The organism is Pseudoalteromonas fuliginea, from assembly GCF_000690055.1.
Classification (GTDB): domain Bacteria; phylum Pseudomonadota; class Gammaproteobacteria; order Enterobacterales; family Alteromonadaceae; genus Pseudoalteromonas; species Pseudoalteromonas fuliginea.
In genome coordinates, this window is sequence record NZ_JJNZ01000038.1 from 17,511 (window position 1) to 29,706 (window position 12,196).

General features: G+C 37.8%; 14 protein-coding genes. 1 reads left to right on the forward strand and 13 read right to left on the reverse strand.

Annotated elements, in window-relative coordinates:
* Positions 1-4: 4 nt before the first annotated feature.
* From cheD to DC53_RS08445, 12 genes are all read right to left on the reverse strand, one after another.
* The gene (gene cheD / locus DC53_RS08500) at positions 5-622 is read right to left on the reverse strand and encodes a chemoreceptor glutamine deamidase CheD (protein WP_007376410.1); all 618 of its coding nucleotides are present in this window, start codon (positions 620-622) and stop codon (positions 5-7) included.
* Positions 606-1,436, reverse strand: a complete 831-nt coding sequence (locus tag DC53_RS08495) for a CheR family methyltransferase (protein WP_033030247.1) — start codon at positions 1,434-1,436, stop codon at positions 606-608. The genes cheD and DC53_RS08495 overlap by 17 nt, the downstream gene beginning before the upstream one ends.
* 74 nt (positions 1,437-1,510) lie before the next feature.
* Positions 1,511-3,817: a methyl-accepting chemotaxis protein gene (locus tag DC53_RS08490; RefSeq protein ID WP_033030309.1), complete on the reverse strand. Its 2,307-nt coding sequence runs from the start codon at positions 3,815-3,817 to the stop codon at positions 1,511-1,513.
* A gap of 55 nt (positions 3,818-3,872) precedes the next feature.
* Positions 3,873-4,358: a chemotaxis protein CheW gene (locus DC53_RS08485; protein WP_033030249.1), complete on the reverse strand. Its 486-nt coding sequence runs from the start codon at positions 4,356-4,358 to the stop codon at positions 3,873-3,875.
* The gene (locus DC53_RS08480; RefSeq protein ID WP_033030251.1) at positions 4,355-6,442 is read right to left on the reverse strand and encodes a chemotaxis protein CheA; all 2,088 of its coding nucleotides are present in this window, start codon (positions 6,440-6,442) and stop codon (positions 4,355-4,357) included. The genes DC53_RS08485 and DC53_RS08480 overlap by 4 nt, the downstream gene beginning before the upstream one ends.
* Positions 6,443-6,456: 14 nt before the next feature.
* Entirely contained in the window at positions 6,457-6,819 is a 363-nt protein-coding gene (locus DC53_RS08475) for a response regulator (RefSeq protein WP_007376405.1), read from the reverse strand.
* An 8-nt stretch (positions 6,820-6,827) separates the two neighbouring features.
* Positions 6,828-7,100: an STAS domain-containing protein gene (locus DC53_RS08470; RefSeq protein ID WP_007376404.1), complete on the reverse strand. Its 273-nt coding sequence runs from the start codon at positions 7,098-7,100 to the stop codon at positions 6,828-6,830.
* Between the two features lie 165 nt (positions 7,101-7,265).
* Positions 7,266-7,883, reverse strand: a complete 618-nt coding sequence (locus tag DC53_RS08465) for an SCO family protein (protein ID WP_033030253.1) — start codon at positions 7,881-7,883, stop codon at positions 7,266-7,268.
* Positions 7,880-8,809, reverse strand: coding sequence for a heme o synthase (cyoE, locus tag DC53_RS08460; protein ID WP_008138705.1), 930 nt, complete (start codon positions 8,807-8,809; stop codon positions 7,880-7,882). The genes DC53_RS08465 and cyoE overlap by 4 nt, the downstream gene beginning before the upstream one ends.
* Positions 8,810-8,821: 12 nt before the next feature.
* Positions 8,822-9,811: a COX15/CtaA family protein gene (locus tag DC53_RS08455; protein WP_033030255.1), complete on the reverse strand. Its 990-nt coding sequence runs from the start codon at positions 9,809-9,811 to the stop codon at positions 8,822-8,824.
* 28 nt (positions 9,812-9,839) lie between these two features.
* Entirely contained in the window at positions 9,840-10,334 is a 495-nt protein-coding gene (locus DC53_RS08450; protein ID WP_033030257.1) for a hypothetical protein, read from the reverse strand.
* On the reverse strand, positions 10,324-11,064 hold the full coding sequence (locus DC53_RS08445) for an SURF1 family protein (RefSeq protein WP_033030259.1): 741 nt from the start codon (positions 11,062-11,064) through the stop codon (positions 10,324-10,326). Before DC53_RS08445 ends, DC53_RS08450 begins: the two co-directional genes overlap by 11 nt.
* 14 nt (positions 11,065-11,078) lie before the next feature.
* Between DC53_RS08445 and DC53_RS22695 the strand changes: the two genes are divergently transcribed.
* Entirely contained in the window at positions 11,079-11,387 is a 309-nt protein-coding gene (locus DC53_RS22695; protein WP_081824568.1) for a DUF2909 family protein, read from the forward strand.
* Here the strand turns inward: DC53_RS22695 and DC53_RS08440 are convergent.
* On the reverse strand, positions 11,290-12,165 hold the full coding sequence (locus tag DC53_RS08440; protein WP_002959610.1) for a cytochrome c oxidase subunit 3: 876 nt from the start codon (positions 12,163-12,165) through the stop codon (positions 11,290-11,292). The two genes, DC53_RS22695 and DC53_RS08440, sit on opposite strands and share 98 nt — an antisense overlap.
* Positions 12,166-12,196: the final 31 nt, after the last annotated feature.

A 12,196-nucleotide genomic window follows, 5' to 3' on the forward strand; every position in this document is an offset into this window, starting at 1 on the left:
ACACCTAAAACAGTTCAATATCCGTAACTACATCTTGTTTTTTAAGGCTTTGTAAATAACGAACTTCACGCTTCTCAATAGTATTGTTATGTAGGTTTTTCAACTTTTTCATATGAACTTTACCAGTGTGGGGATGAAAAAATATTTTCCTTGGCCAAGGGCCTCCCATATCATGCGCCACTAAATTAAGGGCTTCCTCTTGAACATAAGCGGTAGCAAAACTAATATTACCCAAACCGATATCAGTCATCGCGCTAATAATTTTCCCCCCACCAAACAGCTTAATTTTTAAGTTTCGACGTGAAGCTCCATTTTTTAGCACTTCGTTTATTAAATATTCCATAGCCCAGTTACCGTAACGACAACTTAAGCTATGTGCATTATTAAGCTCCACTCCTTTTTGAATTGGCAGCATAAAATGGTTCATCCCGCCAATTCCTAGTACTTCGTCATAAACGCAAGCCGCAATACACGAACCGAGTACTGTTGAGATAAGTTCATTGTTTTTTGACACATAGAACTCACCAGGGAGCACTTTGGCAACAACGCTCTGCCGACCTGAATCCCAATACCGCTTAATATGCTCAAAGCTAGGTAATACTGTTCTAAATTCCGCGTGCATTACTGCCCTTTTGATACATCGTTTTACCTAAGTTTTTATATTGAGAATGCTCTTTACCCATACTTTCTGAGTGACCTAAGAACAAATGCCCTTGCTCACTCAATATATTAGCGTAGCGTTCAAAAAGCTGATCTTTCGTTTCTTTATCAAAGTAAATAACTACATTACGACATAAAATAAGATCAAAAGGACCCTTCATTGGCCACTCTTGTAATAAGTTTAAACGTTTAAACGCTATACATTCCTGCAATTTTGGCTTTACTTTATATGCCTCACCATCCTTACTTTTTAAAAACCAACGCTTGAGCTGCTGCTCACTGAGTCCATTAACATTTGCAGCGGTATACATGCCACTTTGCGCTTTTGCTAACACGTTTGAATCTAAATCTGTGGCTAAGATCTTCACATCCCAATCACTCGGAAATGCAGCATTTAATGTCATTGCTAAACTGTAAGGCTCCTCCCCAGTTGAGCAACCAGCAGACCAAAATCTCACGCGTTTGCTGTGCTTATTTGTTTTTAAAAGGACAGGGATAAGTTCAGATTTAATAAATTCAAAATGATGAATTTCACGGAAAAAAGATGTTAAGTTCGTTGTTATAGCATTAATAAAGGCATCGAACTCTTGATCTTTATTCTTTTTCAAGAAAGCTAAATATGATTTAAAATCAACAAGGTTTCGCTCTCTAATACGTCTTGCTAAACGCGAATAAACCATTTCTCGTTTATGTTCACCTAATACAATTCCGCATGCGTTATAAACAAGATCGGCAATCTCTTTGAAATCTCGGTCGGTAAATAAAAACTCTTTCATTATTCACTCTCAATCAAGCCAACAAGCAATGCCTCAATGTAATTACATAACAACGAGGCCGAGAAGGTGAGTTGTTAAAACTCTTCCCATTCATCTGCCGAGTCAACAAAATTATCTCCTCGCGTTTTACTGCGAATATAATTATTCTGCGGCCTTTGAGATAGCGTTGGCGTTCGCATCGTAGGTGAAATCATCGCTATATCTTGCTGACCTAAAGAGAAAAAGTTGAGTAACCGGCGCATTTCATTTGCCTGCTCAGCCATAGACTCGCCAGCGGCAGAGGCTTGCTCTACTAAAGCAGCATTTTGTTGAGTCATTTCATCCATTTGTGAAATAGCTTTATTTACCTGTTCAATACCGGCGCTTTGCTCTTCGGATGCTTCTGTAATATCAGAAATCATTTGTGTGACTCGTTGTACTGAAACAACAATTTCTTTCAGTGTAGCGCCTGATTCATTAACTAATTGAGAACCATCAGCGACCTTACCTACACTGTCTCTTATTAATTCTTTAATTTCTTTAGCTGCGCCTGCTGAGCGCTGAGCTAAGTTACGAACTTCCCCTGCAACAACCGCAAAGCCTCGCCCTTGTTCACCAGCTCTAGCAGCCTCTACAGCAGCATTAAGCGCCAATAAATTGGTCTGAAATGCTATTTCGTCAATAACCCCAATAATGTCAGCAATTTTTTTGCTTGATTCATTAATCGCCGACATACTCGTGACAGCTCTGTTAACGACTTCGCCACCCTGTATTGCTTTTTCACAGGTTTCTTCTGCCAAATCATTTGCTACTTTTGCGTTATCAGCATTTTGGCGAACGGTACTGGTCATCTCTTCCATGCTTGATGCTGTTTCTTCAAGTGACGAGGCTTGCTCTTCTGTTCGCTGACTCAAATCAGCATTGCCTTGAGATATCTCTTCAGCGCCACTTGCAACTAACGTAGCCGATGAATTTATCCGATTTATAACTTCGGTGAGCTTATCTGCTGTCGTATTTGCATCACGTTTGAGTTTATCAAATGAGCCTTTATATTCTTTCTCGATTCGTTTTGACAAATCACCATTTGCCATAGCATCAAGCATATCTCCAGTATCGGCGACAGCATCATCAACAATTTTAACTAAACTATTTAGCCCTTGAGCTAAACGTAAGAAAAATCCTTCTTTTCCATTTTCAATAACTCTTGTATCTAAATCGCCTTTACCTGCTGCACTAATGAGCGCCGCAATTTCTTTTTCTATAGCAACTTCAGCAGTCCTATCTTCCCATTCCACAATTGTGCCTAACTTTTTACCTTCTTGACTAATCCAAGGTGAAGCTATTAAGGTAAAAGTAACACCTGCTAAAAGTAATTCAGCTTTATGTGGTTTATCCAAATTTTTTAGTAACTCACGTTGGTGCGCAGGGTGCTTATGAAAGTCATCAACGCAGGTACCTATAAGATTATCTACAGAAAAGTTTGGTAATACTGTTTGCAGTTCTTTTTCTCGTATTTTAAGCATTTTTTGAACGCAATCGTTCACAAAAATAATATTAAGCTCTTCATCGGCAATCATTACATTTGCCTGGCAAACTTTTAGGGCATTAGCTAAATCGGCTGCCTTTCTAGAAGCTTTTTCAAGCTCTTTTTGCGCTGTAATATTTGTAGCGTACTTAATAACCTTAAAAGGCTTACCATTCATATCATAGATTGGGTTATAAGAGGCTTGTATCCAAATTTCTTGGCCTTGCTTTCCTATTCGTAAATACTCACCTGAATCAAACTCGCCTCGACCAAGTTTAGTCCAAAACTCTTTGTATTCATTGCTATTTGCATATTCCGGTGCGACAAATAATCTATGATGCTGACCTTTAATTTCATCAAGCTGATAACCAAGAGCATTTAAAAAATTATCATTAGCGCTAATAATACTGCCATCTAAACTAAATTCGATAACCGCTTGGGATTTACTAATTGCACTAATTTGTCCGGCAGCATTTGCCGATACCAACTTTTGATCTGTGATATCTGTAGCAAGTTTAACGACTTTGAGTACTTGGCCCTCAGAGTTAATAATTGGATTGTAAGTAGCCTGAATCCAAACCTCTTTACCACTTTTAGCAAAACGCTTAAATTCATCGGAAATAAACTCGCCATTACGAAGACGCTGCCAAAAATTTTTGTAGTCATTACTTTTAGCATCATCATAATCTACAAATAAAGAATGGTGTTGTCCTTGTACGTCTTCTAATTGGTATTCCATTACGCTAAGAAAGTTAGCATTTGCGGTAATTATTATCCCGCTTGGCTCAAACTCAATCACAGCTAATGACTTGTTTAATGCGCTTACAATTAAATCATTACTTGATTCTGACTGTTTTGGATTACTAAACCATCCCATGCCCATCACCACCTTTAAGTTTATTTTTTATTACTTTATTTAGTTATTTTATAAACTAAATATTCATTGTTTTTTGTAAGTCGATCAACGCCACCATTTTATCGCCCACATTGACCAACCCAGCAACGTACTCACAATTATTTGATTCAGATAAACTAGGAACAGCTTTAGCATCTTGCTCTACAATACTGTAAACATCAGAGACTGCATCTACTGCAATACCTATAATTTTACTGCCCTGTTCAAACTCTATTTTTATAACAATAACCACTGTCAATGGTCCATAATCAGTACTTGGTAAGCCAAACCGTAAACGTAAATCAATAATTGGCACAATTGTACCCCGCAAGTTAATTACGCCTTTTACAAACTCAGGTGCGTTAGGTAGTACTGTAATTTCCTCCCAGCTACGAATTTCTTGTACTGTTAGAATATCAACGCCGTACTCTTCATCAGCCATAATAAAAGTTAAAAATTGCTTCACTCCTTGCTGCTGCTGCAGGTTTAATTGGTTACTGAGCTGGCTTTGCGCTGAGTTCATAACGCCTCCAAAGTGGCTTGCGTTTCAATGGTTAGTTCTTGACTGCCTGGTTTTTTTAAACCTGAGAGCTTTATTAAGCCACTAATATCCACAATCAGCGATACGCGCCCATCTCCTAAAATAGTGGCACCCGATACGCCATCAACTTTGTGATAGTTAGCTTCTAAACTTTTAATCACAACCTGTTGCTGAGACAATAAATCATCAACTAAAAGTCCTACTTTTTGGTTATCAGTTTCAACTACTACGAGTAATGTTTTATCTAAAGACTCAATCGCATTTTGATGATTAAAAATAGCGTATAGACGTAAAATAGGAATATATTCATCTCGAAGTCTGAGTACATCAAGGTCTTTACCCACTCGACTTACTTTTGTGATATCAATTTGTAATGACTCAACAATCGAAATGAGCGGTATAATATAGGTATGTTGAGCGACTTTAACGAGCTGACCATCTAAAATAGCTAGCGTAAGCGGTAATCGAATTGTGAATGTTGAACCAATACCAGGGGCCGATGTTACTTCAACTGAACCATTTAAAGATTGAATGTTACGCTTAACAACATCCATGCCTACACCTCGACCCGATAGCTCACTCACTTCATCCATAGTAGAGAAGCCAGGCATAAAAATTAGTTCATTGATTTCATTGTCCGTTAAATTACTATCGGCTGTAATTAACTCATTTGCGATTGCTTTTTCTTTAATTTTTTTGGTATTAAGGCCTTGACCATCATCCATTATCTCAATAACAATATTACCGCCTTGATGAAATGCATTTAACGTGACAATTCCCACTGGATTTTTTCCTGCAAGCACTCTTTGATCTACGGTTTCTAACCCATGATCAAGCGAGTTTCTAAGCAAGTGCACCATAGGATCTGAAATTTTTTCCATTACGGTTTTATCAAGTTCGGTTTGCTCACCAATCAACTTAAGCTCGACTTTCTTATTTAGCTTTTGTGCTATGTCGCGTACCAATCGAGGAAAGCGACTAAATACAAAATTAATTGGTAACATACGAATACGCATTACGTTTTCTTGTAAGTCACGTGTATTGTGTGCAAGTTGCGCTAAACCCTCTTTCAACGACGTAATCGTAGTTGATGTTATTTCCTGTTCACTTAGCTGATTCAGCATAGCTTGAGTAATTACCAGTTCACCAACCATGTTTATTAATGAGTCAACCTTATCAATGCCAACACGGATTGAGGTTGACTCTGGCGCACTAGCGACTTTTTTATCTTTATTGCTACTTGGTTTTGATTTGGCGGGTAAGGTTGTTATTTTTTCTAATTTTTCAGGTTGTTCTGAGAGAACTAAATCATGGTTATGATCTGAAATACTAGCTGGTTGTTCATCATCAAATGATCTTACACATAATTCAACTGTAATATCTGCATCATCTTCTACCCATTCAAAGACTTCTTTTATCGCCTTTTCGTCATGGCTTGTATTTAAAAAAAAGCGCCAGTGTAAAAAACATTCATCATAACTTAACTCCGTAATATCAGGCACTGAATCATAAAAAACGGTTGTTTTTAATTCACCTAACTCAGCAAGTTCACTGATCATGTACAGCGGCTCATTTCCTGTTTTAAATAAGTGATGATGAGGCTTAAAGTTAATTTGATATGTGTTGCTAGTCGATAGCACAGCTTCGTTTTGTGGCTTACTCTCCAATACGTTGTCTTTTTTCTCTAACACATGTTCAAATTGCATCCGCAAAGCATTAGCTTCAGTTAAATCAGTCGCTTGATCTGCTTGAAGCGCGGCAAGTAAACCTCGCAAGCAATCAACTGCTTTGAGTAATAAATTAACGTGTTCAGTGCTAAGTTCTCGCTCTCCTTGGCGGATCTGGTCTAATAGTGTTTCAAGTACATGGGTAAAATCAGCAACAGAACTAAAACCAAAAGTACCACTTCCCCCTTTAATTGAGTGAGCAGCTCTAAAAATAGTGTTGATAGTTTCTAAGTCTTCCTCACCTGGCACTAAGTTTAAAAGCTCAGCCTCCATAGTATCTAGGCCTTCAAAACTCTCTTCAAAGAAAACTTCAAAAAATTGACTCAAATCTATACTCACACAATACTCCTTCGCTAGCGAATAACCTTTTTAATAACGGCTAATAGCTGTTCTGGGTTAAACGGTTTAACTATCCAACCTGTTGCGCCAGCGGCTTTACCTTCTACTTTTTTTTCTAAGCCCGACTCTGTAGTGAGCATAAGTAATGGTGTAAATTTATAATTAGGTAAGCCTCGCAGCTCTCTAATCAACGTAATACCATCCATTATTGGCATGTTTACATCCGAAATTACGACATCAAAATCTTGTTGTTTAGCGATAGCTAACGCTTCACTTCCATCTTTTGCTTCAATTACATCAAACCCTGCTGTTTTTAGAGTAAAACTTACCATTTGACGCATTGATGCTGAGTCATCAACCGCTAAAATTTTTTTCATATGAATTCCTAACCTTTACTTTCAAGTATTAAGTAATGACTTAAACCGAGTTGCTCAATTGAATGTGTTAATGCTTCACTCGCCCCTACCCAAATTATTTTATGCTTAATGATAAGCAGATGTTTTTGCAAAGCACATAAAAGTTGAATTGAGGCAGTATCGGCAGACATTACATCGCTAATATCAAGACAAATATCATTATTACTATTGAGTTCTTTTAGTAAATCTTGATGCAGTGTTTCAGCTTGCATAATGACAAGTTCACGTGGAAGTTTTAACATTTAGTAAGTGCATTCCTTGTCAATTTATTTCATAATAAAAGCTTAGACCTAGTTATTAAAAATGCCATAAAAGGGCCTAAAAAAATTAAATTAATTTTTGTAACAGGAATGAAAAACAAAAAAAAGGAGCATAAAGCTCCTTTAAAATACATGAAAAGTTAAAAACTAGTTTTTATAGTAATCGACTATTTTTTTAAACTCTTCAGTTAAAGTCGTCGCATTAATTAATGGCACACTACCTTGTTTAAATTCGGGTTTAAAAATAGCTCTTACGGCTCCATTTTGATCAACCATAGCGACCGAAGCACTATGATCAACTGCATATTCTGATTCACTACTATCGCTAATGGCGTAAATTAAGCCAAGCTCTCGAACAACAGGAAAAAGGTGTTTATGTTCCCCTGATACAGCTAAAAAATCAGGGTTAAAGTAATCTATATATTGCTTTCGTTTAGCTGGTGTATCGCGTTTTGGATCAACCGATAAAAACCAAACTTGTAGCGGATAATCTGCCTGTAAGTTTTTATAAACAGCATTTAACTTAGCTAGTGTTAATGGACAAATATCTGGGCAGCTTGTGTAGCCTAAAAATACTAAATTCCACTGTCCTAAAAATTGTTGCTTAGTCACTAATTCGCCGCGCTGATCGTTTAACGTAAAATCAGACAGTGGCTTTGCATTTTCGTAAACTAATGCATCTACATCTGGTGGACTATTTTCATTTGAACATGCTGATAAAAACAAAACTAAAACAACAATTAATCCAAGCCATAACTGCTTCATAAAGGGAGCCATTTATCTATAAATAAGATTACAAAGAGTACCATTAAATGAATAATCGAAAAACGAAATAAGTCCATTGCAGTCTCATCATTTCCAGCAATTTTTAATTTGACCGCCTTATATATAAACACTGCATTTAATACACATGCGCCTATTAAATAAATTACTCCAGACATACCGATTAAATAAGGCAATACGCAAACAACAGCGAGTAAAACAGAATAAGCAACAACGCAGGTTTTACAAAAATCGATACCATGGGTTACTGGTAACATAGGGATTTTAGCGCGTTCATAATCACTTTTTCGTGCTATAGCCAGCGCCCAAAAGTGTGGCGGAGTCCAGGTAAATATTATCATTACAAGTAACCAAGGGGCTGCTGCCATTTGGTTTGTTTCTGACACCCAACCTAATAATGGAGGCATTGCGCCAGCCAACCCACCTATAACAATATTTTGCGGTGTAGCACGCTTTAAAAATGATGTATAAACAAATGCATAACCTACCAATGCAAATAACGTTAATATAGCGGTTAAGGTATTAGCCCACACCATTAGCATAATAAAACCCGCAACCCCAATAACAGCTGCAAAACTAAGCGCATGTGTTTTACTTAAACGCCCTTTAGCCACAGGACGATGACGAGTCCTTGCCATTTTTGAGTCTATCTCACTATCAACCACGTGATTAATAACCGCTGCAGCAGCAGAAAGTAGCCCTATACCTAACAAGCTAATAAACTGTACAGCCATACCACGTCCTACATCGGGAGCCAGCGCTAAACCAACCCAAGCTGTTAGTACCAGCATGGCTACCACTTTAAATTTACTAATTGCTAAGTAGTCTTGCAGCAAACTATGAGTACGCGAAATTAGCGATTGAGTATTAACGGGTAGCAGTATTTTTTTATCAATTATAAGTGCCATTATATTTCCCCTTTATGTGCGTGATTTTAGGTAATAACACAACTTAACCATGCTTAATAACAGTATGGCAGCCATCAAATTATGCGCCAGTGCAACTCCCAACGGAATATACAAATGTACTAAAATAAGCCCTAAGCTAATTTGGCAAAGCAGGACAAGTAATACGCTCACAACGCAATTTTTAATTTTTTTAGAGTACGCTTGGCTGTATATTTTCCACATAATTAGCGCCAGAACGATGCAAGTAACCAGTGCCCAAATACGATGTAATAAATGAATAGACATACGCGCTTGCTGCGATAACACACCAAACTCATAATTACTGTGCTCAAGTGGTAATTGAAATACGCTACTTAATGAAAACGGTTGTGCGTAATTACACAATGGCAAACCACTACAATGTGGAGCGGCGTAATTTGCAGCCAGCCAACCACCAAGTGCAATTTGGATAATTAATACACTGAGCGCTACTAAACTTAAACCGAAATAGCGTTTTGCGCCGCTATCGCCACCCATAATGGGTTTTGCGGTTAGCCGTAAATATAAAAGCGTTATAAGTGACAAAATACTAAAGCCACCTAATAAGTGGCCCATTACAATAAGCGGCTGAAGGTTCATGGTTACTGTCCACATACCAAGGGCAGCCTGAAACATCACGAGTAGAAGTAAAGCCAAAGGCAATTTAACTGGCGTAGTTGGATATTGGCGCTTTAAAAAAGCCAACACAAATAAACCTAAAATAAGTAAACCTAAAGCACCTGCAAAGTAGCGATGAATCATTTCTTTCCACGCTTTTGCGGTTTCGAACATCATATCGGGGTAGCTTTGAGTTGCTAAGGCTATATCGGCCTCATGCTTAGGTACCGTTAAAAAGCCATAACAACCAGGCCAATCGGGGCACCCTAAACCTGCATCACTTAAGCGGGTATACGCACCTAAAGCAACTACAATCAAAGCGAGCAATCCTGTTATTAATACTAAGTTTTTATAATTTTTATACATCAGATACTCCAACTTAAGCTCAACTTAATTAGCTAGAACGAGAATAGTTAAGTAATTTTTTTAGATCTTTTAATAACCCTTTTTGTACTAAACGGTTTTCTTGTGGCTCGGCCTTAAAGGGATATTCAAGTACCACTAACCCCATATGATCAATTAAATATAAACTTGCAGGATTTAAGCTCTGTTGCTCGGTAATAATTTTCCATGGTAGATTTTTATTGTCAGGGCTTCCCATTACAGCCATATCAACCTTGCCTTGGTTTTTACCAAGTGCCACATATAAATTATTAAGTGCATTGAGCTGTTCGCTGCATGGGGTGTTACATTCGTTTGAATAATTAAGTGCGATAGTCCATTGTTTGGGATTATTTTGCGGCCAATTTTTAAGTTTTATTTCTTGGCTTAAAAACTCGCCATTATTAGTAATTGCAGTAGGCAACCAATCAAACTTTAATGCGCCATATGCCAAAACCAATGGGATTGCGCAGCAACCTACAAACAACAAAAGGGGATTATTTTTCATTATGTGTCCTTTTTTTACTCGCAAAAATAGCCACAACAGCACATGCAACAGCAATTAAAAACCATTGCACAGCGTAGGCATTATGCTTTTGAGGGCTCATAACAACGGCCTCATAATGAGGTGTTGCAATCTCATCACCAGTACCTTGTCTGTAAGCCATAAAATTAATTAATGATTGCTGGCTTTGAGTGCTCAGCATATTCAAGTCGATAGATTGGATTCTTGGAGGTAAGTCGTTATTTGTAGTTTCATCTTCAAGCGTAAAGCTACTTAAGTTATTTTCTTTTATTTGCGCTTTAAGAATAAAAATACCTGTAGGCAGAGTAACCTTTGGCAGTGCATCTCTAGATATAGGCGCTTTTACCCATCCTAAATTAACTAAAATCACTTTTTCTTCGGTGTCTGGCTTTAGTAAAGCAAGTAAGTCGTACCCTACTTGCCCGTTATAAACTTGATTATCTAAAAGCCAATATTGGTTTTGCACAAACCGCCCTTTTAACTCAACCAATACACCAGTTTTGTTCCAGCTATCAGGCAGGTTAAGTAATTGAGACCAGCTCATCACACCACGAGTCTGTTGCTTAGCAATGGCGGTTAGTTGTTGCTGCTTTTGCTCACCTCGCTCCAACTGCCAAAACCCTAATCGCACACACACAAGTACAACAACCACAACCATACAAAGTGTGATTAGTGAGCTAAGCTTTTGTTTGTGCCATAAAACTAACTGCATAAAGGGTCAACTCAGTGATTATTAAAATTATTATCGTACTGTTGTTAATATTTATACTTTTTAACTTATTTAGAGCATTGTTTATTATGGTGTCAGGGAAAACTGAGGGACGACCTATGTCTCACTTTTTAGGTCGTCGCGTATTGTTTTCGGTCGTTGTTTTAGTTGTTGTTATTGCAGCGCTTAAACTTGGTTTTATTAAAGCAAATAATTCGCCAATAAACGCTACAGCACATATACAAATACAAACAAACACAGCCACACCACATCTACAAAGTGCCAATACCAAGCAGCTGCTTGAAAAGCAAAGTGCTTATCTTTAGTAAAGTGCCCTTTTAATATCCGTAAAAATATTACAAATAAAAGTACGGTTCCTAGCGTTACATGCATGCCATGAAAACCAGTCAATAAAAAGAACGTATTACCGTAAATGCCCGCATCTAGCGTTAGATTAAGGTCATTATATGCATGCATGTACTCCTCAACTTGCAGCCCTAAAAAGCAAACGCCCAATAAAATAGTAGCGCCTAAAAAAACCTTAAGTGGAGTGCGTTTATTGTTTTCCATCGCTACGTGGGCAAAATGTAAAGTAACTGAGGAAGTAAGCAGTATTAAGGTATTTATAAGTGGTAAGCCTTGCCAGCCCATAGCTTGAGTAGTTTCGCCAGCAGGTGTTGAAACTAGCGGCCAAACGGCTTCAAAAGTAGGCCATAATACCTCGTTAGTCATTGCATTATTGCCTGCGCCTCCAAGCCAAGGTACCGACAATACCCGTGCATAAAAAAGCGCACCAAAAAAGGCCATAAAAAACATAACTTCAGAAAAAATAAACCAGCTCATACCTTGTCTAAAAGAGCGATCCATTTGTGCTGAGTACAAACCTTGGTCCGACTCACTAATTACATTTTTAAACCAGCTAAACAACATATACACAAGTACAGCAATACCGGCATAAAGCAGATAAACCCCGCTACCACCTTCTTTACCTACACTCATAACTGTTAAGCCTGCCCCTACTGCAATAAAAAACAATGCAACAGCACCTACAATAGGCCACGGGCTTTGCTCAGGTACATAATAATGCTCATATTCTTGATTCATTTTATTTACTCCTAGTTTCACACTAGTTTAA

Excerpts from the sequence above, each read along its gene's own strand:
- cheD (WP_007376410.1), bottom strand. The coding sequence starts at position 622 with ATGCACGCGGAATTTAGAACAGTATTACCTAGCTTTGAGCATATTAAG.
- DC53_RS08495 (WP_033030247.1), bottom strand. The coding sequence starts at position 1,436 with ATGAAAGAGTTTTTATTTACCGACCGAGATTTCAAAGAGATTGCCGAT.
- DC53_RS08490 (WP_033030309.1), bottom strand. The coding sequence starts at position 3,817 with ATGGGATGGTTTAGTAATCCAAAACAGTCAGAATCAAGTAATGATTTA.
- DC53_RS08485 (WP_033030249.1), bottom strand. The coding sequence starts at position 4,358 with ATGAACTCAGCGCAAAGCCAGCTCAGTAACCAATTAAACCTGCAGCAG.
- DC53_RS08475 (WP_007376405.1), bottom strand. The coding sequence starts at position 6,819 with ATGAAAAAAATTTTAGCGGTTGATGACTCAGCATCAATGCGTCAAATG.
- DC53_RS08470 (WP_007376404.1), bottom strand. The coding sequence starts at position 7,100 with ATGTTAAAACTTCCACGTGAACTTGTCATTATGCAAGCTGAAACACTG.
- DC53_RS08465 (WP_033030253.1), bottom strand. The coding sequence starts at position 7,883 with ATGAAGCAGTTATGGCTTGGATTAATTGTTGTTTTAGTTTTGTTTTTA.
- cyoE (WP_008138705.1), bottom strand. The coding sequence starts at position 8,809 with ATGGCACTTATAATTGATAAAAAAATACTGCTACCCGTTAATACTCAA.
- DC53_RS08455 (WP_033030255.1), bottom strand. The coding sequence starts at position 9,811 with ATGTATAAAAATTATAAAAACTTAGTATTAATAACAGGATTGCTCGCT.
- DC53_RS08450 (WP_033030257.1), bottom strand. The coding sequence starts at position 10,334 with ATGAAAAATAATCCCCTTTTGTTGTTTGTAGGTTGCTGCGCAATCCCA.
- DC53_RS08445 (WP_033030259.1), bottom strand. The coding sequence starts at position 11,064 with ATGCAGTTAGTTTTATGGCACAAACAAAAGCTTAGCTCACTAATCACA.
- DC53_RS08440 (WP_002959610.1), bottom strand. The coding sequence starts at position 12,165 with ATGAATCAAGAATATGAGCATTATTATGTACCTGAGCAAAGCCCGTGG.